This window comes from Novosphingobium sp. HNCC26BN242 (assembly GCF_057180525.1).
The window spans coordinates 764,847-787,166 of the sequence record NZ_JBXUGM010000002.1 but is presented as its reverse complement, the minus strand read 5'-3'; the positions used below and the strand labels follow the sequence as shown (position 1 = coordinate 787,166).

At 61.5% G+C, this 22,320-nt stretch carries 27 protein-coding genes; 11 read left to right on the top strand and 16 right to left on the bottom strand.

Annotated elements, in window-relative coordinates; all coding sequences use genetic code 11:
- The first annotated feature begins 15 nt into the window (after positions 1–15).
- Both AC2A1F_RS11430 and dut read left to right on the top strand, forming a co-directional pair.
- Positions 16–1,308 carry a bifunctional phosphopantothenoylcysteine decarboxylase/phosphopantothenate synthase gene (locus tag AC2A1F_RS11430; protein ID WP_484208870.1) on the top strand — a complete coding sequence of 431 codons (1,293 nt, stop codon included), beginning with the start codon at positions 16–18 and terminating at the stop codon, positions 1,306–1,308.
- Positions 1,295–1,762, top strand: a complete 468-nt coding sequence (dut, locus tag AC2A1F_RS11425; RefSeq protein ID WP_484208869.1) for a dUTP diphosphatase — start codon at positions 1,295–1,297, stop codon at positions 1,760–1,762. Before AC2A1F_RS11430 ends, dut begins: the two co-directional genes overlap by 14 nt.
- Positions 1,763–1,841: 79 nt before the next feature.
- Here dut and AC2A1F_RS11420 read toward each other — a convergent pair whose 3' ends face one another.
- From AC2A1F_RS11420 to secB, 4 genes are all read right to left on the bottom strand, one after another.
- Positions 1,842–2,564, bottom strand: a complete 723-nt coding sequence (locus tag AC2A1F_RS11420; protein ID WP_484208868.1) for a DUF4136 domain-containing protein — start codon at positions 2,562–2,564, stop codon at positions 1,842–1,844.
- Between the two features lie 202 nt (positions 2,565–2,766).
- Positions 2,767–3,786, bottom strand: a complete 1,020-nt coding sequence (gene trpS / locus AC2A1F_RS11415) for a tryptophan--tRNA ligase (RefSeq protein ID WP_484208867.1) — start codon at positions 3,784–3,786, stop codon at positions 2,767–2,769.
- A 10-nt stretch (positions 3,787–3,796) separates the two neighbouring features.
- On the bottom strand, positions 3,797–5,368 hold the full coding sequence (gene murJ, locus AC2A1F_RS11410; RefSeq protein ID WP_484208866.1) for a murein biosynthesis integral membrane protein MurJ: 1,572 nt from the start codon (positions 5,366–5,368) through the stop codon (positions 3,797–3,799).
- A gap of 50 nt (positions 5,369–5,418) precedes the next feature.
- Positions 5,419–5,937 carry a protein-export chaperone SecB gene (secB, locus tag AC2A1F_RS11405; protein ID WP_484209034.1) on the bottom strand — a complete coding sequence of 173 codons (519 nt, stop codon included), beginning with the start codon at positions 5,935–5,937 and terminating at the stop codon, positions 5,419–5,421.
- 293 nt (positions 5,938–6,230) lie between these two features.
- Between secB and AC2A1F_RS11400 the strand changes: the two genes are divergently transcribed.
- From AC2A1F_RS11400 to AC2A1F_RS11390, 3 genes are read left to right on the top strand one after another with little or no spacing between them, the layout of a single operon-like run.
- Positions 6,231–6,914 carry a Tim44/TimA family putative adaptor protein gene (locus tag AC2A1F_RS11400; protein ID WP_484208865.1) on the top strand — a complete coding sequence of 228 codons (684 nt, stop codon included), beginning with the start codon at positions 6,231–6,233 and terminating at the stop codon, positions 6,912–6,914.
- A 15-nt stretch (positions 6,915–6,929) separates the two neighbouring features.
- Positions 6,930–8,147 (top strand): murein transglycosylase A, encoded by a 1,218-nt coding sequence (gene mltA, locus AC2A1F_RS11395; protein ID WP_484208864.1) that lies wholly within the window; start codon positions 6,930–6,932, stop codon positions 8,145–8,147.
- The gene (locus tag AC2A1F_RS11390; RefSeq protein ID WP_484208863.1) at positions 8,147–8,722 is read left to right on the top strand and encodes a Smr/MutS family protein; all 576 of its coding nucleotides are present in this window, start codon (positions 8,147–8,149) and stop codon (positions 8,720–8,722) included. Before mltA ends, AC2A1F_RS11390 begins: the two co-directional genes overlap by 1 nt.
- On the opposite strand, the gene AC2A1F_RS11385 is transcribed toward AC2A1F_RS11390, so the two are convergent.
- A complete protein-coding gene (locus AC2A1F_RS11385; RefSeq protein ID WP_484208862.1) occupies positions 8,719–9,981 on the bottom strand; it encodes an RsmB/NOP family class I SAM-dependent RNA methyltransferase in 1,263 nt (420 codons plus the stop codon). The genes AC2A1F_RS11390 and AC2A1F_RS11385 overlap by 4 nt on opposite strands.
- A gap of 73 nt (positions 9,982–10,054) precedes the next feature.
- Here AC2A1F_RS11385 and AC2A1F_RS11380 point away from each other — a divergent pair, with 73 nt between their 5' ends.
- Complete coding sequence (locus AC2A1F_RS11380) at positions 10,055–10,231, top strand: DUF1674 domain-containing protein (RefSeq protein WP_292631990.1); 177 nt, start codon at positions 10,055–10,057, stop codon at positions 10,229–10,231.
- Here the strand turns inward: AC2A1F_RS11380 and AC2A1F_RS11375 are convergent.
- The 4 genes from AC2A1F_RS11375 to dksA all read right to left on the bottom strand — a co-directional run bounded on the left by AC2A1F_RS11375 (position 10,228) and on the right by dksA (position 13,365).
- Positions 10,228–10,668: a DUF4112 domain-containing protein gene (locus AC2A1F_RS11375; protein ID WP_484208861.1), complete on the bottom strand. Its 441-nt coding sequence runs from the start codon at positions 10,666–10,668 to the stop codon at positions 10,228–10,230. The genes AC2A1F_RS11380 and AC2A1F_RS11375 overlap by 4 nt on opposite strands.
- A gap of 5 nt (positions 10,669–10,673) precedes the next feature.
- Positions 10,674–12,155 (bottom strand): ABC transporter substrate-binding protein, encoded by a 1,482-nt coding sequence (locus tag AC2A1F_RS11370; RefSeq protein WP_484208860.1) that lies wholly within the window; start codon positions 12,153–12,155, stop codon positions 10,674–10,676.
- A 211-nt stretch (positions 12,156–12,366) separates the two neighbouring features.
- On the bottom strand, positions 12,367–12,726 hold the full coding sequence (locus AC2A1F_RS11365) for a PilZ domain-containing protein (protein WP_484208859.1): 360 nt from the start codon (positions 12,724–12,726) through the stop codon (positions 12,367–12,369).
- Between the two features lie 180 nt (positions 12,727–12,906).
- On the bottom strand, positions 12,907–13,365 hold the full coding sequence (dksA, locus tag AC2A1F_RS11360; RefSeq protein WP_484208858.1) for an RNA polymerase-binding protein DksA: 459 nt from the start codon (positions 13,363–13,365) through the stop codon (positions 12,907–12,909).
- A gap of 321 nt (positions 13,366–13,686) precedes the next feature.
- On the opposite strand from dksA, the gene AC2A1F_RS11355 reads away from it, so the two are divergent.
- Together AC2A1F_RS11355 and AC2A1F_RS11350 are read left to right on the top strand one after the other, a co-directional pair.
- Positions 13,687–14,031 carry an SEL1-like repeat protein gene (locus AC2A1F_RS11355; RefSeq protein WP_484208857.1) on the top strand — a complete coding sequence of 115 codons (345 nt, stop codon included), beginning with the start codon at positions 13,687–13,689 and terminating at the stop codon, positions 14,029–14,031.
- Between the two features lie 86 nt (positions 14,032–14,117).
- Positions 14,118–15,800, top strand: coding sequence for a DCC1-like thiol-disulfide oxidoreductase family protein (locus AC2A1F_RS11350; RefSeq protein WP_484208856.1), 1,683 nt, complete (start codon positions 14,118–14,120; stop codon positions 15,798–15,800).
- A 434-nt stretch (positions 15,801–16,234) separates the two neighbouring features.
- On the opposite strand, the gene AC2A1F_RS11345 is transcribed toward AC2A1F_RS11350, so the two are convergent.
- Genes AC2A1F_RS11345 through AC2A1F_RS11320 form a run of 6 tightly spaced genes read right to left on the bottom strand, consistent with a single transcriptional unit; the run spans position 16,235 to position 19,755 of the window.
- Positions 16,235–16,537, bottom strand: a complete 303-nt coding sequence (locus AC2A1F_RS11345) for a ribbon-helix-helix domain-containing protein (RefSeq protein WP_484208855.1) — start codon at positions 16,535–16,537, stop codon at positions 16,235–16,237.
- Positions 16,538–16,563: 26 nt separating this feature from the next.
- The gene (locus tag AC2A1F_RS11340) at positions 16,564–17,694 is read right to left on the bottom strand and encodes a GNAT family N-acetyltransferase (protein WP_484208854.1); all 1,131 of its coding nucleotides are present in this window, start codon (positions 17,692–17,694) and stop codon (positions 16,564–16,566) included.
- A gap of 7 nt (positions 17,695–17,701) precedes the next feature.
- Positions 17,702–18,481 carry a glycerophosphodiester phosphodiesterase family protein gene (locus tag AC2A1F_RS11335; RefSeq protein ID WP_484208853.1) on the bottom strand — a complete coding sequence of 260 codons (780 nt, stop codon included), beginning with the start codon at positions 18,479–18,481 and terminating at the stop codon, positions 17,702–17,704.
- Positions 18,462–18,929 (bottom strand): RidA family protein, encoded by a 468-nt coding sequence (locus tag AC2A1F_RS11330; protein ID WP_484208852.1) that lies wholly within the window; start codon positions 18,927–18,929, stop codon positions 18,462–18,464. The genes AC2A1F_RS11335 and AC2A1F_RS11330 overlap by 20 nt, the downstream gene beginning before the upstream one ends.
- On the bottom strand, positions 18,926–19,555 hold the full coding sequence (locus tag AC2A1F_RS11325) for an HAD family hydrolase (protein ID WP_484208851.1): 630 nt from the start codon (positions 19,553–19,555) through the stop codon (positions 18,926–18,928). Before AC2A1F_RS11325 ends, AC2A1F_RS11330 begins: the two co-directional genes overlap by 4 nt.
- Positions 19,552–19,755, bottom strand: a complete 204-nt coding sequence (locus tag AC2A1F_RS11320) for a DUF3572 family protein (RefSeq protein ID WP_484209033.1) — start codon at positions 19,753–19,755, stop codon at positions 19,552–19,554. The genes AC2A1F_RS11325 and AC2A1F_RS11320 overlap by 4 nt, the downstream gene beginning before the upstream one ends.
- A 148-nt stretch (positions 19,756–19,903) precedes the next feature.
- Between AC2A1F_RS11320 and AC2A1F_RS11315 the strand changes: the two genes are divergently transcribed.
- Together AC2A1F_RS11315 and AC2A1F_RS11310 are read left to right on the top strand one after the other, a co-directional pair.
- Positions 19,904–20,266, top strand: a complete 363-nt coding sequence (locus tag AC2A1F_RS11315) for a response regulator (protein WP_484208850.1) — start codon at positions 19,904–19,906, stop codon at positions 20,264–20,266.
- 306 nt (positions 20,267–20,572) lie between these two features.
- Positions 20,573–21,289, top strand: coding sequence for a hypothetical protein (locus tag AC2A1F_RS11310; protein WP_484208849.1), 717 nt, complete (start codon positions 20,573–20,575; stop codon positions 21,287–21,289).
- A gap of 19 nt (positions 21,290–21,308) precedes the next feature.
- Here AC2A1F_RS11310 and AC2A1F_RS11305 read toward each other — a convergent pair whose 3' ends face one another.
- Positions 21,309–21,917: a Pycsar system effector family protein gene (locus tag AC2A1F_RS11305; protein WP_484208848.1), complete on the bottom strand. Its 609-nt coding sequence runs from the start codon at positions 21,915–21,917 to the stop codon at positions 21,309–21,311.
- A 147-nt stretch (positions 21,918–22,064) separates the two neighbouring features.
- Between AC2A1F_RS11305 and AC2A1F_RS11300 the strand changes: the two genes are divergently transcribed.
- Positions 22,065–22,304: an acyl carrier protein gene (locus AC2A1F_RS11300; protein WP_484208847.1), complete on the top strand. Its 240-nt coding sequence runs from the start codon at positions 22,065–22,067 to the stop codon at positions 22,302–22,304.
- Positions 22,305–22,320 lie beyond the last annotated feature (16 nt).

Here is a 22,320-nt window from a genome sequence, read left to right as displayed (position 1 = left end):
GCACAAGCCCCATCCATGAACGGCACCCTCAACGGTAAGCGTATCCTGCTCATCATCGGCGGCGGCATAGCGGCCTACAAGGCTTGCGAACTGGTGCGGCTGATCCGCAAGCAGGGGGGCGATGTCACTTGCGTGCTGACCGAGGGCGGCGCACATTTCGTCACCGCGATGACGCTGGCCGCGCTCAGCGAAAATCCCGTCCATACAACGCTGTGGGACCTCAAGAACGAGGTTGAAATGGGCCACATCCAGCTTTCGCGCCAAGCCGATCTGGTCGTCGTCTGCCCCGCCACGGCAGACCTGATGGCGCGCATGGCGGGCGGCATTGCCAACGATCTGGCCACCACGCTGCTGCTGGCCACCGACAAGCCGGTGCTGGCAGTCCCCGCCATGAACGTGCGCATGTGGCAGCATCCGGCCACCGTTCGCAATGTCGCCACGCTGCGCGGCGATGGCGTGGCCGTGATGGAGCCGGATGACGGCGCAATGGCCTGTGGCGAGTTTGGGCCGGGACGGTTGCCGGAACCGCCTGTTATCGTTGCGGAAATTGCGCGGATGTTGGCGCTGAGTGCTTCGACAAGCTCAGCACGAGCGGAGGAGGGAGAGGGTATCTCTCAAAACTTCGCTCATCCTGAGCCTGTCGAAGGGGCTGAGCCTGTCGAAGGATGCCTATCCGGCAAGCATATCCTGATCACCGCAGGCCCCACGCACGAACCCATCGACCCGGTGCGCTACATCGCCAACCGCTCCAGCGGCAAACAAGGCTTCGCCATCGCCGCCGCCGCCGCAAAGGCAGGCGCAAAGGTCACGCTTGTCGCTGGCCCGGTAAATCTTGAAACTCCGCAAGGGGTTACTCGCGTAGACGTTGAGACCGCGCGCCAGATGGCCGCTGCCGTAAATGCCGCGCTCCCCGCCGATGTGGCGATCATGGTCGCTGCCGTGGCGGACTGGCGCAGCTCCGGGGAAGCGGCGCAGAAGATCAAGAAGGACGGAAGCGGCCAGGTTCCACCGCTGCAACTGGTTGAAAACCCGGATATTCTCGCCACGCTCTGCAAGTCCGACCGCCGCCCCGCGCTGGTCGTCGGCTTTGCGGCGGAAACCAACGACGTGCTGGACCACGCCCGCGCCAAGCTGGCCCGCAAAGGCGCGGACTGGATCGTCGCCAATGATGTTGCAACGCATGCAATGGGTGGGGAAATCAATGGTTTGCACATCGTCAGCGCCAGCGGCGTCGAAAGCCTGCCCGAACTGCCCAAGGCCGCAGCGGCTGCCGCTCTGATCGAAAGAATCGCAAATGCACTCGCCTGAAGTCCCCATCCTCGTCAAACGCCTGCCTCATGGTGAAGGCCTGCCCCTGCCCGCATATGCCACCGATGGCGCTGCCGGGATGGACGTAGTTGCGGCCGAGGATCTGGACCTGGCGCCCGGTGCGCGCCACGCGGTAACGACCGGGCTTTCCATCGCGATTCCAGCGGGTTACGAAATTCAGGTGCGCCCCCGGTCGGGCCTTGCGCTCAAGCACGGCGTCACCGTGCCCAACACGCCCGGCACCATCGACAGCGATTATCGCGGCGAGTTGAAAGTCATCATGATCAACCTCGGACAGACAAGTTTCGCAATCCGCCGGGGTGACCGCGTGGCGCAACTCGTGCTCGCGCCAGTCACGCGCGGGACGTGGTTGGAAGTCGAAGAACTCGATGCCACCGCGCGCGGCGAAGGTGGGTTTGGATCGACCGGCGGGCTGGCAGCGCTAAAGGGCTGAAAAAAGGGGCCTCGCATCACTGCAAGGCCCCGTGTCGTGCGATTAGGTGCTGTTAGGTGCATCTAGGTGCACTTCAGGATCAGTCGACCTTCTTCACCGTCTTCTTCTCGGGAGCGATTGAAATCCTTACGGTTTCTCCGTTGTTTCCGGGGAAATCAGTGAACATCGCTTCGACGAGGTTGGGCACCACATAGGACAGCCGGTTGGACTGCGAAGCCGCCTCGGCTTTGCCTTCAAACAGGCGCTGGCCATCTGCGCGGCGATCGATTTTCAGGTCGATGCCAGAGGTGTAGACGGTGACCACGTCAACGCCGCCGCCCCAGCCGCCACCGCCGAAGAAGAACGGATCGTTCCATCCCCAGCCCCAGCCGCCGAACCTGCCGAAACCACGGCGGCCCCAGCCGCCTCCCCAGCCCGGGCCCCAACCGCCCCAACCACCCCAGCCGCCCCAGAACGGGTCGTTGAAGCCGGTGTTACGCACGCGATCACGCCCGCCGTCGATGCCATAATCGAACTTGACGATCAGATCGGCGACATCGGCATTGGCCGGGCGATACCCCAGCTTTTCCATCTGACGCCCGACGAGCGAGGCATATTGGGCGAATTCCAGCCCGCCTGCATCGCGCGGATCATCCGCCACGACCGTGAAAGTCTGCCCGGTGGGCGCGGGAAGCTGCGCCTGAAAGCGCTTAACATCGGCCTTGAACGGCGTGGTGCAGCCGGCCAACGTGACCATCATGAGCGAGACTGCCGATAGCCCGAGCAATCTGCGCCGGGCGGGCGAACTTGGCTTGTTTTGCATTACGGATTCCATCCTGCGACTCCTATCATGCGGTCCGCCGCCCCATGGTTCGCTGCGGACCCCTTGGTCTGCCAACGAACATGCCGGACGCAACTGTGCTTAGCATGCCGTCTTTCTGGACAGGAAGTGCTGAATGCACGTTGAATGGTGTGTGCAACATATGTTGCACACACGTAACGTTTTGCAACAACGTCACCGCAAATCAGCCCCTTACGAGGCCAAGCGCCTGATATGTGCGGGCCAGAGTCGGCGCGGCAAGATCACGCGCCTTCAACGCGCCTTTGGCCAGAATCGCATCCAGCGCCTCGCCATCTTCGCGCAATTCGCGATAGCGCGCCGCCATCGGGGACAGGGTTTCAACCAGCAGTTCGCCAAGCGCTGGCTTGAACTGGCCGAAGCCCTTGCCTTCGAACTGCGCCAGCACATCAGCCGGAGAAGTGCCTGCCATTGCAGCATAAATGCCGACGAGGTTGTTGGCTTCAGGGCGGCCCGCCAGCCCCTCGACCGTTGCGGGAAGCGGTTCGGGATCGGTCTTGGCCTTCTTCACTTTCTGCATGATCGCGTCGGCGTCGTCGGTCAGATTGATGCGGCTCATGTCCGAAGGATCAGACTTGCTCATCTTGGCGCTGCCATCGCGCAGGCTCATGATCCGTGCGGCTTCGGGTGGGATGATCGGATCGGGCAGGGTGAACAGCGGATCGCCCTCCGCGCAGAAATCATTGTTGAATTTCTGGGCAATATCGCGCGCCAGTTCCAGATGCTGCTTCTGGTCTTCACCCACCGGAACGTGGGTGGCCTGATAGAGCAGTACGTCGGCGGCCTGCAGAACCGGGTAGGTGAACAGGGCGACGGACGCGCCTTCGCGGTTCTTGCCCGCCTTGTCTTTCCACTGCGTCATGCGGTTCAACCAGCCCATCCGCGCGGTGCCATTGAGCAGCCATTGCAGTTCGACATGGGCGGGAACCTGCGCCTGATTGAACAGGATCGACTTGTCGGGATCGATCCCGCAGGACACCAGCGCGGCGACCATTTCGCGCGTGTTGGCGGCAAGTTCAGCCGGGTTGTGCGGCATCGAAATGGCGTGGAGGTCTGCCAGAAAATAGAGGCACTGCTCGCCCTTGGCCGACCATTCGTCCTGCATGCGCACCCAATTGCGAATCGCGCCAAGGTAATTGCCAAGGTGCAGATTGCCGGTGGGCTGAATGCCGGAGACGATACGCATTGCAGTGCCTTCAGTTTGCGCGGCGACGCCGCAGGAGAAGCTTGAGGTCGCTCACCCGGAAAGCCCCGGTGAGGACCGCGGCGAGGCCATAGACGACGACCCCGCTGCTGACCAGAGCAGCCATGGCGGCAAGGCGTATGACCCAAGTGCCCTGAACATAGGGCATGACCAGCCCTTGGCCGGCCCACAAAACCACGCCCATCGCCACAGCAGCCAGCGCCAGCCGCCAGACCCGGCGCTTCAAGCGCGTATCGGCCACGAAATGCCCGCGCTTTGCCAGCGTGACATAGAGCAGCACGACATTGACGGTAGAGGCCAGCGCGGTGGCCAGCGGCGGCCCCATGTGGCGCAGGGGCACGATCAGCAGAAGGTTGCCGACAAGGTTCACCGCCATCGAAATCATCGCAAAGCGCAAGGGCGTTTTCGTGTCCTGCCGGGCATAGAAGCCCGGCGTCAGGACTTTGACCAAAATGTAGCTGGGCAGCCCGATGGAAAATGCCGCCAGCGCCTGCGCGGTGTAGAACGTGTCGGTTGCATCAAACTTGCCATATCCGAACAGCGCCGCCGTAATCGGCACACCGCACAGCACCAGTGCCACGGTGGCGGGCAGCGTGAGCAGCAGCGCCAGCTCCATGCCGCGGTTCTGCGTGTCCATGGCCGCAGCGTCCTCGCCGCCGCCCAATTGGCGCGAGATCGTGGGCAGGAGCACAGTCCCGAGGCCAATGCCGATCAGGCCCAATGGCAACTGGTTCAGCCGGTCCGCCATGTAGATATAGGTGACCGAGCCTGCATCGAGCAGCGATGCGGCAAGGGCTGTGGAGACGACGAGGTTGATCTGCACCGCGCCTGCCCCGGCTGCAGCAGGCAGAATCAGCTTGAGCAAGGCGCGCACTTCAGGCGAGAGGCGCGGGGCTCGCAGCTTCAGGCTGACGCCATTGCGACGGCACGCCAGCGCCAGCCACGCCAATTGCAATGCGCCCGAAACCGAAACGGCAATCGCCTGATTGCGCGCAGTGACCAGCGGATCGTCGGAATGGAAGCCCAAGAGCGCGACGATCAGCGTGACGTTCAGCAGGATCGGCGCGGCAGCATTGATCCAGAATTTTTGCAGCGAATTCAATATTCCGCCCAGCAGCGACACCAGGCTGATCAGCATCAGATAGGGGATCGTCCAGCGCGACAGCTCCACCGCATAGGCGAATTGCGCCTCGCTCACCCCGTTGAACCGGCCCGACAGCACGAGCGTGACCGGCCAAGCGAAGACCTCAAGCAGCGCGGTCATCACCAGCAGCACCGGCAGCAACACGGCAAGGGCCGCTTCGGCAAAGTCCAACCCATCGCGCAGGCCCTTGCCTTCCGGGTCAGCCACGCGCTTGTTGAACATCGGGATGAAGGCTGAAGAAAACGCGCCTTCGGCAAAAAGCGCGCGGAACATGTTGGGCAGGCGGAAAGCGACGAGGAACGCGTCGGAGGCAAAGCCTGCGCCGACATAGCGAGCAAACAGACTGTCGCGCACCAGCCCGAGGATGCGGCTGGCCAGAGTCAGGCTGCCGATGGAGCCGATGGCCTTGACGAGGTTCATGGATGCCTCCGCCCGACCACCGGCCCGGTTATCAGATCAGGCCCGACCGATCAGGCCTGACCGGCCGGAGTTGCTTCTGCCGTAGCCTGTGCCTGCGCCAGTTGCTGAATATACAACCCGTTGAAATCAATCGGTTCCAGCAGCAGCGGCGGGTAGCCCAGATCGCGCACGGCATCGGCGATGACGCGGCGGGCGAACGGGAACAGGATGCGCGGGCCTTCGGCGAAGAGGAACGGATGGGCCTGCTCTTCGGGCACGTTGCGCATGCCGATGAGGCCGCAATAGGCCAGTTCCACGATGAACGCGGTGCCTTGCGGGCCCTTTGAGGTGATGTTGATCTTCAGTTCGATTTCATGAATTTCGGGCTGAATCAGGCGTGCCGAAATGTTGAAATCCACCGCCATTTCAGGGACATCGGTCCACTGATAGGAATCCGGCGCATTCGGGTTCTCTACCGAAAGGTCTTTCACATATTGCGAGATCAGGCCGATCGCAGGCGAGGTATCTTCCCCGTTGGGAACCGGACCATCAAGGTTGAGATTCGAGATGATGTTGCCTTCGTCGGCCATGAGAGTGCGCTTTCTGATCGGGTTTTGCTCAAGCCGCGCGCCTAGCACCGTGGCGTTTCCCTCGCAATCCGCCATTGCCATGGTGGTCTCCTGCCATTGCCTTTGCCATTGAACCCGTACCCATCACCCTTGTTTGCAGCGTAAAGGCAACAACTCGGCCAGAAATTTGCCCACGTGATCCGCCCAAAGGGCCATGCACACGTTGTTCATTTGTAATCCGTACTTATTTGAGGCAGGTTGGCATGGCGCTCCTCGTCCAAAGCGGGCGAGCGGGCAGTATCGGGAACTTGCACGTGATTGTTCAGATTGTGATCCTGGCGATGATTGCAGCCTTTTTGGGCCTGCGACTCTACTCCGTCCTCGGCCGCAGGCCCGAGCATGACGAGGAACCGATGCGTCGCCGGATCGAGCAGCCCGATCCTTCTTCGCAAAATCGGCAGCCGCCGGTTTCGCGCGGTGCCGAAGGGAGCCAGTTGGCCCCGCGCCCGCGTGATCTGGCGCAGCCTGAACCCAATACGTTTGACCACAGCGCCGAAGCAGGCGTGCGCGCAATCATTGCTGCGGACCGCCGGTTTGATCTGGCGCAGTTCCTTGCCGGATCGAAGGCAGCCTATGCGATGGTGCTCGAAGCATTCTGGCGCGGCGACAAGGAAGAACTGCGTCAGCTTTGTGATGATGACGTTTACGCCGGTTTTGAATCGGCCATCGATGCCCGCGTGGCCGCAGGCGAAACCATTGTTGCGCGTGTGATTCGCATCGAAGAAGCGCGCATCGTGGCCGCTTCGATTGAAGCTAAGACGGCGCGCATTACCGTGCGCTTTTTGGCTGATATCGCCTCCGTCACGCGCGATGCCGAAGGCCACGTTATTGCTGGGTCACTGGATGACGCGGTGGAAACCCGAGATCTGTGGACGTTCCGCCGCGATATCACCGCCCGCGATCCTGACTGGGTGCTCGACGAAACCGACGAGGCCTGAGCCTCGACGCACATCGTGGCGGGCATTTTTTCAAGTTTTGGCACAAGCAAGAGCGCCGCAGGCATTGCGGCGCTCTTTCTGCTTGGTGGGTGCTTGCGGCTGGTGCCCGAAGCGCAAGGGCCGCGCCCGGGTGTGCCCCCGCGCCCCGGCACGAGTGCGCCAACAGCTGCGCTGGCCGGGGTTTCCCGTGGGCCTGTGGTTTCAGGGCTTGGCTTCAAGGGCGAAAATGCCGCCGCGGCCTTGCGCAGTTTTGTGGTTTCGTGCCCTCGCCTGACCAAGCGCAGCGATACGTCGGGTTTGACGCAGCCGTCTGACTGGGCACCGGCGTGCGCTGCTGCCACCGGGTGGCAGGTAAGCGAGGCGGCGCGGTTTTTTGCGACCTATTTCGAAAGCGCCGAAGTGGCGGGTGGTGAGGCCTTTGCCACCGGATATTTCGAGCCTGAAATCGCCGGAGTGCGCGCGCGAAGTCCCGGCTATGACGTGCCGGTCTATGCCCTGCCGCCCGATCTGGTGCGGGCACGGCCCGGCGATGCACAAGTGCTGCCCGATGGGCGCTTGCCGCTGGGCCGCTATGACGAGGCAGGCGTGTTCACCGCCTATTGGGACCGCGCGCAGATCGAGGCTGGCGCGCTGGCGGGCAAGGGGCTGGAAATCGGCTGGGCGGCCGATCCGGTGGAAATGTTCTTCCTTCAAATTCAGGGGTCTGGCCGGTTGCGCGCGCCCGATGGCAGCGTGATCCGCATCGGCTTTGCCGGGCAGAACGGCTATCCCTATACCGGCATCGGCACGCTGATGCGCGAACGCGGGCTGATTGGTGGCGGGCCGGGGCAGTATGACGGTTCGCTGCAAGGCATCCAGCGCTATCTGCGCGAAAAGCCTGCCGAAGGTCGCCGTTTGATGCAGCAGAACCGCAGCTTCGTGTTCTTCCGCGAATTGAGCGGGCCGGGGCCAGTGGGCGCACTGAATGTGCCGGTGACGGGACAATCGACTGTGGCTGTGGACCCGGCCTTCGTGCCGCTGGGTGCGCCGGTGTGGCTTCAGGTGGACCGCAAGGAAGCCAACGGGCTGTGGGTGGCGCAAGACACCGGCGGGGCGATCAAGGGGGCCAACCGGTTTGACACGTTCTGGGGCGCAGGAGCCGAAGCGCGGCGCATTGCAGGCGGCATGAGTGCGCGCGGGCGAGCGCTGATTCTGCTGCCAAAGGGCGTGCTGGCGCGGCTGGAGCAGCGCTGATGCGTGCGCCACGGGGCTTGTCTACAGCAGAAGCGGAACTGTGGCAGAAAGTGGCCGCGACGATCACCCCGATCCATCCGGTGCGGCCAAAGGCGAAAGCCGCCGACGTAATCGCATTGGCTCCGCCAATGCCCGCACCCCCACCAAAGCGGATCAAGGGGCGCGTTCCGCCGCCTCTACCCGCGCCTGCACCATCTCCGACAGCGGCCAAGCGTCCGTTGGAAGCACATGGGCTGGATTCGAGCTGGGAACGCAAGCTGGCGCGCGGGGCGATTGCGCCGGACGTGACGATTGACCTGCACGGGATGGGGCTGGACGCCGCGCATGCCCGGCTCAACGCCAGCATTGCCCAAGCGCTGGCGATGGGCGCGCGCGTGATGCTGCTGATCGCGGGCAAACCGCGCCCGCATGATGCGACAGATGCCAGAGGCAACCAGCGCGGGGTGATCCGTGCAAGGCTGCTAGATTGGCTGGCACATAGCCCGCATGCCAGCCGCATAGCCGCCGTGCGCCCGGCGCAACCTCGCCATGGCGGCGCGGGCGCGGTTTACATCATCCTGAAGCGGCCGCGCTAAGATTTCATCCAGCGGGCGGCGAAGAAGCCGTCGATACCGCCATGATCGGCCAGCATGCCCGGATCGGAGCGGAAGTGGCCATCGCTGGCGGTCAGGCCTTCGGGCAGTTCAGCATCGCTGATGGGCGAAGGCGTGAGGCCGGTGAAAGTTGCGGCCTGCGCCTCGCCCTCTTCCCGCTCCAGCGAGCACACCGCGTAGACCAGCGTGCCACCCGGCGCGAGCCAAGTAGCGGCGCGTTCGAGCATGGCTGATTGGAGCGTCGTGAGGTCTGCCATCGCGGCGTGGCGGTGCAGCACATCGGGGTGGCGGCGGCATGTGCCGGTGGCGCTGCAGGGGGCATCGAGCAGGATCGCATCGAACGGCGCATCGGGCGTCCATGTCAGCACATCTGCCACCACGACATCAACGGAGAGGCCGCTGCGCTCAAGATTTTCGGCCAGCCGTTCATTGCGGCGGGCGGATTTGTCGAGCGCGGTGACGGTCCACCCGGCGGCGGCGAGTTGCAGCGTCTTGCCTCCCGGCGCGGCGCACAGATCGAGCGCGCGGCGGCCTTCACCTGTGCCCAGCAAGCGGGCAGGCACGCTGGCAGCAAGGTCCTGCACCCACCATGCGCCTTCGCTGAAGCCATCAAGTGCCTCGATGGCACCGGCGCGGGCAAGGCGGATATGGCCGGGAGCCAGAGAGTGGCCGCCCAACCGCTCTACCCACACCGCCGTTTGCGACGCATCGCGCAAGGTGAGGTCGAGCGGGGGTGGCACGGCAAGGCCAGCGCTGATTGCTTCGACCCGGTCAGGCCATGCAGCTTGCCAGCGGATGGCGGCAGCGGGGGGAAGCGTGGGGGCATCGGGCAGCTTGGCCGCGCCCTTGGTCACCGCCGAAAACACACCGTGGGCCAGGCGGCGCGGGCCACCGGTGAGCAGCGGCAGGCCGGTGGAGACGACGGCATGGCCGGGCAGGTTCAGCCGCAAGGCTTGGGCCAGCATGATGCGCAGGACGGCACGGGCCTTGGCATCATCGGGCAAGGGCTGCGCGGTGGCCGCATCGATCAGCGCATCAAGATCGGCCATCCAGCGCAGCGCTTCGTGCGCAATGGCAAGCGCGAGCGCGCGGTCATCGCCGCGTTCAATCCCGCGCAGGATCGGCGGCGCGGCCTGATCCAGCGGGTCGCCCCGGCGAAGCACAGCATCAGCCATGCGCAGCGCGGCGCGGCGGGCGGGAACGCCGGGAATTTCATCATCGGGAGCAGAAGTACGGGCCATGGCAGCGGCCTATCGGCGCTTGTGCCCCAATATGCAATTGCAACCGCGCGGCGCAGCGCCCATTTGCTGGGGCATGGACAAGCCCACACCCCGCGCGACAAAGCGACCAGAGACCTTCGCCCGGCCCGAGCACTGGACCAATGACCCGGCACCTGCGCCCAAGGCCATTGAGCGCGGCGATGATCCAGACGGCATCGATCCCACCCGGTTTGGCGATTGGGAGAAGAACGGTATCGCGATAGACTTTTAGCCTTCGATCACGCGCGCCTGCGGGTGATGCTTGTCGAGATGCTTGCGCAGGATCTTCAGGTTGCGTGTGTTCGAGCGGAAGAACAGGTCGAAGGCATCGCCGACCAGCGGCACCGCGCCGATGGCTGTATCGAATGCCACATTTGCGCCCATGCGCCACAGCTTCCATTTGGGCAGGCCAAGGTTGCGCGCTTCCCATACGACATAGGCGCCCATCGCCGCGGTCAGCACATCGCCCAGCACCGGCACCAGCCCGGCGATGGCGTCAAGGCCGACATCGCGGCGCAGGATTGGGATCGTGAAGCTGCGTTCGAGCAGGCGCTCCATCATTTCGATCCGCTGGCGCACTGATGCGGCATCGGTGCCAAGGCCGGGGATTTCGGCCCTGAGGGGTTGAGGGCGGGCAAGGCGCGGCCGGGCAGGATGGGGGTCGTTCATCCCTCTTATCTGGGAAGCCATGCCAGCGGCGGCAAGGGATGCCAGCCCCATGGGTTTTGCGCAAAGCCGGTGGTGCCAGAGCGAACCATCGACCAGCGCAAGGGCCGGGCTATCGGAATAAAGCCGTTGGCGGCCGTAATCTCGGCCTCGGCCTCGGCCAGCAGAGCGGCGCGTGCGGCAGGATCTAGTGCGCGGCGGGCCTCGGTCACACGCTCATCCCCCACCGGGCTGCACACTGCTTTCTGGACCGTGCAGGACAGCTGATTGAGGAACCACGTGGCACGGCCATAGCGCGCCGTCACATCGATCAACCGCAGATCGCCACGGTCCTTTTCAGGCACGCGGCGCACCGCAATGCCGATCCGCGCAAAATCCCCGCGCAGAGCATCGAATACCAGCGATGATCCCAAGCCATCGGGCATGGCCACATTCAGCGTTGGCAAATCGCGGCCTGCGCCTCTCCATGCGGTGACGCGCGAGGCGGCCTGCGCCTGACGGTCTTCCACGCTCATCCCCTGCCAACGCTCACCGATGGTGCCCAGATCATCTTCGGCATCAGGCGATACGATACGCGTGGTAGGCTGCCATCCGCCGATGTTGAAGCTGGCCAGCAAAGCCCCGCGATCAATCGCCATGGCCAACGCCTCGCGATTCGCAGCATCGCCAAGGAAACCTTCCGTGCGGGTCACCAGCAGCCCGAACAGCCCCGTTACGGGATCAAGCTGCACATTGCCCCGCGTCAACCCGATACGCCCGGCCAGCGGCACCGTATCGATCTTTCCGCCTAGCAACACATCGATATCGCCTGCGTCGAACATTTCCACAGCCTTGGCCGGCGCTGCGAAATTCACCGCGAGCGGACGCGCGCGCCGCGCAAAATCAGCCTGTTCAGGCAGACCCCGCTGGGCTGGAGGAATGAGACTGAAATTAACGGGACCATTTTTCGAAGGTGCGACCTTCATCGGTCCGGTCCCGCTCCGCCTGCCCTTGGCCGATTGCCATGTCAGCGCCATTTCGGGCTGGGCAAGCAGGATCAGCAGTTCAGGCACCGGGGCGACCAGATCAATCTCTACCACGCGATCAGCCATCACGCGCACTTCATCGATGGCAGCCAGATCAAGGCCAAGTGCGGTGCCTTTCAGCCCGGCAATGGCTTTGCGCAGCAAAGCAACCGCAGCATCTGCACCGATTCGCTTGCCATCCGGCCAGGTTCCATCGCGCAGGCGGAAGATGTAGCTTTGCCCATTGTCGGTCACGATCCAGCGATCGGCCAGTGCCGGGACAACACGGCCGGCTTCATCAAACCCCACAAGACCTTCATGGGTTGCTGCACGAATCAGCTGAGCCGGGCCCGACAGGCGGACGCCGCGTTCGTTCATGGCTGCGGCATCGCCCATCACAGCCACGCCCAGCGTACCGTCGCCGCTCTTCCCGCAGGACGAGAGCAGCAATGCAAACAGGGGGATTGAGGCGCGCCAACCAGCCATCACCGCATGACTAGGGCAGCGCAACGCATGCGTCCAGAACGCACCCGCGCCAGCGGCGAATTAAAGCCAGCTGGCTCTAGTGCGGTGGAAACGAAACGGTTGCTTAAGCAAAAGACGACGTCGGCCCGTGCTTGGCACGGGGCGACGGGGAAGTTTCACGCAACTAACTTCAGTTCCAGATGGCTAGCCCGAAAAAATCAGATCTTGCGCGTCAAATCTTTCTTAGGGGACCGACCGGAAGGGACCGGATCGGAGGCTTGACAAACCGGGGCGTGGATTCGCCCAGACCGACCGGCGCACGCGCGAGTTTTGGATCGATTTCGTCGTGAAAGGCAATGCCGAAACGGTTGTCCTGAATCCACGCGACAACGCCTTCAACCCAGCCAATATTGCGCAGGTTCACTTCGATCTGCGTACCGCGCAGCACTTTAACCGTACCTTCGGCCATCATGCCGCCAGCAGAAAGGTTGCGCACCTTCACCCGGTGCTCGGCCTCTGAACCGGGCGAGCGCACTTCTGCCATGAGAAACAGGCTGTCACGCCCGATATGCCGATGGTCGATCTCAGTCACCAGAGGTTCCGCCAATCCCATGAATGCAATACCCAAACGGCTTAAACCTTGTCCGTTTGAAAGAGTATCGCACCTAAACCTGCCTGTTTTCTAAACAGCCAAGGTTAATTCAGCGTTACATCTGGCAGATGTTAACCGCGAAGACACCGGGTCTGACCCTGCTTTTCGGCACTGCACAAATCACATGTCGCGGGAAATTTTCTCTCTACGTTCATGGGCTTCCTGTGCTTCGACGGTCATCGTGGCGATAGGCCTTGCTATCAGGCGACCAAGGCCGATCGGCTCGCCGGTCACTTCACAGTAACCATATTCGCCCTCATCAATGCGGCGCATCGCAGAATCGATCTTGGCGATCAGCTTGCGCTGACGGTCCCGCGTACGCAGTTCGATGCCCCAGTCGGTTTCACTGGATGCGCGGTCATTAAGGTCCGGTTCGCGAATCGGGCCATCCTGCAGCGCCGAAAGCGTTCCTGCCGCAGCCGACAGGATCGATTTTTTCCATTCCAGCAGCAGGCGGCGAAAATAATCCTGCTGCGCTTCATTCATATAGGGTTCGTCATCGCCTGGCACATAGTCGCCCGGAAGAGCGCGTCGTGCCTTGGCAAGAACGTCAATCTCGTCACTCAAAACCCCAGCCATACGGCCCTCCGCAAAACAAGCTATCCGCCCCTCCCGGCCTGCATTCATCCCACCGGATTCCGCCGGTCGGCGCGCAGACTCTTGTGCTGGCGCGCCTATAGGATTGGCCCGTGAACCGCACAAGCGAATAGGCGCATATCGCGCATTAAGGCTGCGTGAAGTACAGACAATCGCGCTTGGCTTTTTGCAGATTGTCCTCGCACCAGACACACAAGCTTTGCTGTTAACCATTTATTGACCAAGAATTGTGACTGTCTGCCAGTCGGAGGCTCCCCCCGCAAAAGGGCTTGGGGAATGGCTTCCTGAAGGGGGTTAGGCATTATGACTCAAGCATGGATCAAACTGGTGGCTGACGAGAGCATGCCAGCCGCTGTGGCCGAATCACACGAATCTGCAGATTTGCTGGTTGCCACGTGCCTTGCCGCTGCTGCCAACGGCGATGCCAGCGCGCTGTTCGATTTGGGCGTTGCCTATTCCACCGGCAGCCACGGCGTGGACTGCGACCTGATCGAAGCGCACAAGTGGTTCAACCTTGCCGCTGTGGGCGGACACGATGAAGCCGCGCAGTGCCGCGCTGATGTGGCCGACGAGATGACCGCACGCGAGATTGCCGAAGCCCAGCGCCGCGCGCGGGAATGGCTGCGCAGTGGCCGGGCGGCTGCCTGAGGTATAACGATCACAGTTCCAGCAAACGTGCATTTCTATCGATGTTGCTGATGCCGTAAATCCAAGCATGACCCGGAGCGATTGGCGTGATCCGCATCTTCTATGACGGCGAGTGTCCGTTCTGTTCGCGGTATGTGCAGATGGTGCGCCTTCAACGCAGCGCGCAGGTACAGCTTGTCAATCTGCGCGAGCATGATGCCCTGCGCGATGAACTTATCGCAGCAGGCTTCGACCTTGACGGCGGCATGGTGGTGGAAGACGGTCAGGCACGCTATTCGGGCGACAAGGCAGTGGCCTACATCGCCTCGCTCACCACGCCCTCTGATGCGTTCAACCGGCTGAATCGCTGGATTTTTTCAAAACCTGCATTGGCCGCGTGGCTCTATCCGATCCTGCGCAGTGGCCGCTGGTTTATACTGTTTCTGATGGGGCGCAGTTTCATTACCGAAACCGCTTCGCCAAACAGCGCCCGGCGCGAAATTTTTTCGACCATCTTTGCGCTCTTTTCCATTTTCCATGTCTTCAACTACGCTTTTGAATATGAGCGTTTCCCGCCTTCAGCAGACATGCTCGTGCTGCTGGTGGCAGCGCTTTCCCTGCTGTTTCGCCCCTCGTCCGAGCGGCTGCTGTTTGCCCTGATGCTGATCAGCACGATCAGCACCGTGCTGCAGGCTCCGGTCAATTCCAATCACACGATTGTAAGAGCCGCCGCATTGCTGGGATACTGGCTGTCGTTTGGCACCGCGATGGTGCGCAACGATCCTTTTGCGCAGATTTTCCAACGCTTTGCACCTGCAGGCGCGGCCGCCTTGCTGGTGATGTACTTCTTCGGCATCTTTCACAAGATCAACACGGATTTCCTGAACCCGATCAGCAGTTGTGCGGTTGTCTTGTGGCGGCTGATGCCCTGGCCGCTGTCGGCGATACATGGCCCAGCAATTGATGCCATGACGATCTATGGCACCTTCGTAGTCGAAGGGCTGATCGCCACTGCGCTGTTGACCAGACGTTTCAGGCACTATGGCATTGCAGCGGGGATGGCGTTTCACTTGCTGCTGAGCCTCAGCGCCTATGCGATGTATATCTCCTTCACCACGCTTTCGATTGCGCTCCATTCCTTGTTCCTGAGCGAGCGTGCCGCCCGACAAACGCTTTCGTCACCAATCCTGTGCATGGTTCGCGCCAAGTTTGCCCAGCCGATCTACAAGGTGGCCGTATTGGGCATCAGCCTGTGGCTCGCCGTGTTTGCCTTTGACGGGCATTACACGCTGGTCACACTGGTTGCGCTGCCGCTGGTTTTGCCATTTTGCTGGGCAGTGTTGCGCTATGGCGCGGCACCCGATCAGGCCAAGGGGCATGTGCCAGTGATCGGCATGATTGTCGGCGTACTATTTTTTGCCAATTGCGCGATGCCCTATCTCGGCCTGAAAACCGCGCAGAGCGTCAACATGTTTGCCAATCTCAGGCTGGAGGCAGGGGGCAGCAATCATCTGATCTTCAGCAGCCCGCATCGCCCATTCCACTATCTGGATACTGTCGTCACGATGGAAGACACCGGGCAAAAGCGGGTCCTTTACGATGTGCTTGCAAAGATGCGACGCAATCCCGACTGGTCGGTAACCTTCACATTGAATGGCAAGCGGTACGAAAATGCCAATGCACGCATGTTTGCGCAGGAGATTGAGCGCCTGGTGATGCCGGAATGGGTCAACAAATGGTTCCATTTCCAGCCGGTTGACCTCGATCAGCCAGAAGTTTGCGGGGCGTAAACGGCCAAGATCGCCTTCTCAAAGTCTGCTTCCCCAGAGGAAATCGATTTGTTGATAGCTGATTGAAGAAAGCTTGAAGGTGGTAGGCCGAGACTACGAAGACCGGACGAGTTATGCCACTCCGTCTCAGCAAAATTCCTCTTTCAGCCGTAGAATCCTGTGCATCCGTTCGTGCATGATAGTGGCAATGCCGATCCACCCGTCCTCAAATTCACGCCAATAGATGAAATGGTGTTCGTGTCGGCAAAACCTGCCGTTTATCCCCAAGTCTGCCGGGATCGGCCTCCACAAAACATTGCGCCGGACAATCACACTGAACTTGTCGAATAGCCCGCGCACGTAGGTTTCGGACTTATGTTCGCCTCATGTATCGCGGGGGTAGTGGTAGATTTCGTCCAGACGGGCCGCGGCAAGGGACGAAAGCCGATGCCCTGTCACGATATGCGCCGGTTCCGGGCAGTTATATCGTCAGCGCTAAGTTCGATATATTCGGATGCGGGTGTAGCAAAGGCTTGCGTAAGTTCGGCTTTTAACCGTGCGAAAGCAGCCTGATCGGCACGTTCCATATCCCGCCTGATGAGGTCGCGAACGTATTCGCTGACGTTCTCATACGCGCCGGAATCACCCACATTCGATGAGACGAATTCGCTCAAGGCTCCGCCCACGCGGACATTGAGAGTTACGGATTTGCCCAATGCAACCTCCAGAGCGTCCACAACTTGTTCAATATTCTGCACACATAAGGGTGCTTGCAAGCAATCCCTCACCCCTTCCTGAACGGCGTCCGCGTGCCCAGCACCAGTTGGTCCTGCGCGATGCCTGCGCGTTCACGTTCCAGAAAATCGGCCACGGCGCGGCGGAAGTTCGGGTCGGCGATGTAGTGGGCCGAGAGGGTCTGGACGGGTTCGTAGCCTCGTGCCAGCTTGTGTCCGCCTTGTGCGCCTGCCTCTACGCGAGAGAGGCCCAGCGCTATGGCGGCGTCTATCGCCTGATAATAGCACAGTTCGAAGTGGAGGAAGGGCTTTTCCACCAGCGCGCCCCAATAGCGGCCATAGAGTGCATCCTTGCCGATGAAATTTATCGCGCCTGCCACAGGTTGATCATCGAGGAAGGCCAGCACCAGTAGCACCTTGTCGGCCATGCGTTCGCCAATCAGGTCGAACGCTGCGCGCGTAAGGTAAGGGCGGCCCCATTTGCGCAGGCCGGTGTCCTGATAGAACAGCCAGAAGGCATCCCAGTGTTCAGGGCGGATCGCATCGCCGCTTAGCTGGCGGATTTCGATGCCGTCTTGCGCCTTCGCACGCTCCTTGCGCAGGTTCTTGCGCTTGTCAGATGACAGCACGCCAAGGAAATCGGTGAAGCTGGCGTAGCCGCGGTTTTCCCAGTGGAACTGGATGTCGCTGCGCGGGAGCCAGCCAGCCGCTTCGAACAGCGGCATCTGTTCGGGCGTGATGAATGTGGCGTGGGCCGAGGATAAGCCATTGGTATCGCACAATTGCTCTGCCGCGCGCAGCAGGGGCGTGGCAAGGTCCGGGCGGTCCCCCAGCAGCAGGCGCGGGCCAGTGGCGGGGGTAAAGGGCGCGGCAATCTGCAGCTTCGGATAATAGTCCCCGCCCGCGCGGTGCCAGGCGTCTGCCCACGCATGGTCAAACACATATTCGCCCTGGCTGTGCGTTTTCAGATAGGCGGGCAGTGCAGCCGCAGGCTTGCCATCTTCGCCTTCGATCACAATGGGCAGTGGCGACCAGCCGGAGCGGCCGCCGACCGAGCCTGAATCCTCCAACAGCTTCAGGAAAGCGTGGGAAACGAAGGGGTTGCCATCGCCCGCCAACCGATCCCATTCTTCGGCGGCGATTTCCGAGACGGCCTTATGGATGCGCGCGGTGTAAGTCACGATGGGGTCATGCCCCGACGCCGGGGCCTTCGGCAATAGGTCCATCGGCACAGTCCGCTGCACGCGCGGCGTGTTCGGCAGAGCGAACGGTCCATGTCAGCACCGGGAAACCGCGCCAGCGCTGTGTGGCGACGAACTTGCTGGGCAGATCGCGCACGTCCCACGCAAGGAACAGAGGGCGGGCCTGCCAGAAGGCCATGTGGAGTTTCAGCGTGGCGGGCAAGGTGCGGCTGCCGTTTTCCGTCACCACAAGGCCGTGGACGATATGCGGCGAATGGCGCGCGAACCAGCGGCTGACGCGCGGATCAAAGCTCATCACCGCCACTTGGCCCTGATAGCCCTCCAGCGCGCGGCGCACCGCAAGGCACAGCGGGGCGACGCGGATTTCCTTCTTGGACTTCAGCTCGATCAGCACCGGAACCTGACCCGCTACCTGATCGAGAAAGGCGCGCAAGGTGGGGATGCAATCGGTGCCGCCAGTCAGCGGGATCTTCGCCAGATCATCGGCGCGGCGGTCTATCACTGCGCCGGTCTCACCGGTCAGGCGGTCTAGCTCCCAATCGTGGAACACCACTGCCTGCCCATCGACCGTGCGCTGCACATCGCATTCGATGCCAAGGCCGCGTTCTATCGCCAGCGCGAAAGCCTTGGGCGAGTTCTCGGGGACGCCATGCCCGTCTATGGCCCCGTGCAGCCCGCGATGGGCATAGCTGCGCCCTTTCAGCCAGCCGACTCGCGCGTCCTTGGGCGCGGGGACGAGGAAGCGGTCAAGCAGGGCGAATGGCAAGGATAGCATCGACTTCCACCGCAGCGCCCAGCGGCAGCACCGGCACGCCCACTGCGCTACGGGCATGCTTTCCGGCGTCGCCAAAGGCGGCCACCATCAGTTCGGACGCGCCGTTGGCCACCTTGGGCTGATTGGTGAAGGTGCCGGTCGAAGAGATGAATGCGCCCAGCTTTACCACGCGCTCCACCCGGTCGAGCGAGCCCAATGCCGCCTTGGCCTGCGCCAGAATCATCAGCGCGCAGGCCTGTGCGGCGGCGGTGCCCTGTTCGAGCGAAACGTCCTCGCCCAAGCGGCCGGTCACCAGTTTGCCATCGATAAAGGGCAATTGGCCCGACACGTGCAATAATCCGCCCACTTCCACCGTTGGCACATAGGCGGCGACCGGTGCGGCTGCCTGTGGCAGAGTATGGCCGAGGTCAGCCAGCCGGGCTACAACGCTATCACTCACGCATCTTCTCCATGAATTTGTTCGATAATCCAGGGCAGCGCCGCTTCCCAATCGTCAATACGAGCATGGGCATGGCCCGCCTGATGCGCGCAATCAATGTGCGGGGCAAGCAGCGGTTCCCCGCACAAGTGCAGGCGGATCACGTCCGGCGTCAGTTGCGAAACCGAATCGTGGTGCTGCGGCAGATCGTCGATGAACAGCGCGCGCGACGGCTTGTATTCATCAAGGATCGCCTTGAGCGCCGGGCCTTTCGGCCCCTGATTGGTGAAGACGCGGGCATTGATGCCGACATCGGCCAATTGCTTGGCGCGGGTTTCACGGCGGTGATCGTTAAGGTTCGTCAAGATCACCACATCGGCACCTTCCGCCACCGCGTTAATCCCCGCAACCGCGCCCGCAATGACTTGCTGACGATACATTTCGGTGTCGAAGAACTTGTTGAGCAGGCTCCAGATTTCCTCGGTCGGCACCAGAGAGCCGTCCTTGGCAAAGCGCATCGCCTTGGAAAAATCGGCGCTGTCCATCTTGAAGGTGATGCCCTCCTTCTCCCCCAACCAATCGCGGAAGGGGGCGACCATGTGCAGCAGCACCTCATCACAATCGCTGACGATCAGGGGGCGGCTCATGACAATTCCTTTCGGGCGGCGATGATCGCCTCGGGCGAGATGTCGAGCGCGAAGGCCGCGTTGACAAGGTCTGCTTCGTGATTGGCGAGAAATTCCAGAACTGCCCCCAGAATGGCGGGATCGGCAATTCCGGCGCGCAATTCATCGGGTGTCAGGCCGGTGAGATCGAGGAACCTTGCGGCGCGGGGACCATCGGACAGGACCCAGCCGAGCGCTTGCAGCGCGATGGCGGCGGCATCTGGCGGGGGGGAAGGCTCGCGGATGATTGTCAGGGCCTTTCGCGGGGCATAAGGGGCGTTTAGGTGCAGTTAGGTGCTTCTAGGTGCAGTTCGGGAAACAGGCGTGTCAGTGGCAAAAAGAATTCTGGTTGTCGAGGACAACGACCTCAACCGCAAGCTGTTCTGCGACCTGCTGCGCGCCAAGGGATTCGAGGTGGAGCCAGTGGCCGACGGGCGCGTGGCGATCGAACGCACGCGCCAGTTCATGCCGCATCTGGTGATCATGGACATCCAACTGCCCGACATTTCGGGCATGGACCTGATCGAGGCGCTGAAGTCAGACGAAGAGCTCAAGTCCATCCCCATCCTCGCCGTCACCGCCTATGCCGGCAAGGGCGATGAAGAAGCGATCCGCGATGCGGGCGCGGAAGGGTATCTGGCCAAGCCTGTATCAATCGCGCCGTTCATGGTGGCGGTCAATGCGCTGATTTAGCTATTTATGAGAATTACTTTTTGAGTGAGGTTCATTTTTATTCCAGATTCAGGAAAAATATCAAATGTATAGGGGCATCATTTGCGATCTATTCGACTTTTTGTAGCATGTGCGTCGCTAGCTGTAGCCTCTTGCGGTGGCGAATCGGGTAGTCAAAGCCCGATAACCATTCCGACACCGAGCCCCTCGCCGTCGCCAACAGCATCGCCGACGCCTCTCCCCACTTATCCTGCTTTTGCCAGCGTCGGCTCGAACCTGACTTTTGGAGGTGGCTGTGCAACCCTTGGCACTGTCGGCGGAGACGGCATGCCGTTGCCGAGCAGCGCGGACGGTGGCCTTGGCTACATCAGCAGCACTCAAGCATATCACGCAATTGCCCCGGATGGAGAATTTCGGACTGGCACGTTCCTGCCGTCCGACAAGACCCTCGAAATCAGTTCTGAGGTTGCTTTCTCCAAGACAATTGGCAGTGACAGCACAATCGGTTCGCTTCGATTGATCAGACCCGCAAGCTCGTATGAGTATTCACGCATTTCGGCATTCAATATCCGAACGCCATCAACCGGGTACGAGACGACAACCTTCTGTGCAGTTGGTGTACCGACGCGCGTAAACGATATTCCGACTTCTGCCACTGTAAGCTTCACTCAGTTCGCTATCGCTGGGGTTGCTTATGATCGGTCAGGTGGCTCAATCGTGGTCTATACCCTTTCGGCGGCGGTATCGATGGGTGTGGATGTCAGAAACGGTGTGTTTCAGTCGACGGTCGCACTTGTCGGGACAAGCGCAAATGGGGCAACATTGAACTTGGGAAGTTACATTCTGGCTGGCACGATCAACCAGACCGACGGCACTTTCTTTGCGAGTCAGGACGTTGCAAATAGTACCGGCTTTCGGATCAGCGGTCAGTTCTTCGGCCCTCAGGGCAAAGAGTTCGGGTACAGCTTTGAGCTTCTGCGCTACAACAGTAACAATTCCAACTTCAATCGCGTGATTAAGGGGGCGATAATCGGCGGGCGCTAAGGTGAAATCAGGGCCTAGTCTATGTCGCTAGGGCAACACCCTGAGCGTGTTCAATCATGAAAGTGATGGCTGTCAGACACAGGCCGAGCATGAAGATGCGATAGGCCATCGACAGGTAGCGGTACTTCTTGCGCTGCAGGATCTGCCCGTTCTGGTACATATCGTGCAGCATCGTGCGAAATATGGCTTCATCGCTGCGCAAGTCTTCAAGCACCGACTGCGTCCATTCCTCTTCGTCCATGTGCGTAAAAAAGCCGAAGAACAGCTTGTTGGATTTGCCATCGTTGAGTTTCGCCGCGCTTGGCCCGCTAATCGACGGCAGCACCGTGAACATCGCGCAGATGGCCGAGACGAATGCGAAGAAGGCCAGCATTCCCAACGAGATTGGCATCTGCCCGCCCTTTGCCTGCCCCACCGCGATGGTGAACACGACGAATGTGGCGCCCATCAGCATTGAAGCCTTGGAATCGGCCATCTGGCTGAGCGTGAGATTTATCTGCTGGGTCGTGCGGACAAGATGAATGGCGTGATTGGAATAGCCTGACGGCGACGGCACGGAAGGCGCAGAGCGCGGCGATGCTGGCATCGGATCGTTCAGGCGTTCAGCCTGCGTTACAGTCTCTGCCATGATTCCCCCGCAGGTGCATTTCCAGCATCTTTCGCGGATAACAGGGATGGCACAAGGGGCGAACGCTTGACAAGCAGGCCTATTGGCCGCTTTTCGGCCTTAATCGTCTGGCAGGGGCGCGTTTGATCGCCCGATGGAGAACACGTAATGGATCGCGCCGCAACCGCCGAAAAGATTGCCGAACTGATCGGCCCCTTCAACAAGAAGGGCATCGAGGTTACCGATGCGACGACTTTTGCAGGCGACCTTGAATGGGACAGCCTGACCGTGATGGACTTTGTGGCGGCGATTGAAGACGAATTCGACATCATCATCAGCATGAACCAGCAGGCCGAGATCGAGAATTACGGCCAACTGGTCGATGCGGTGACGAAGCTTCAGGGTTGAAGCGATAACGGCTACC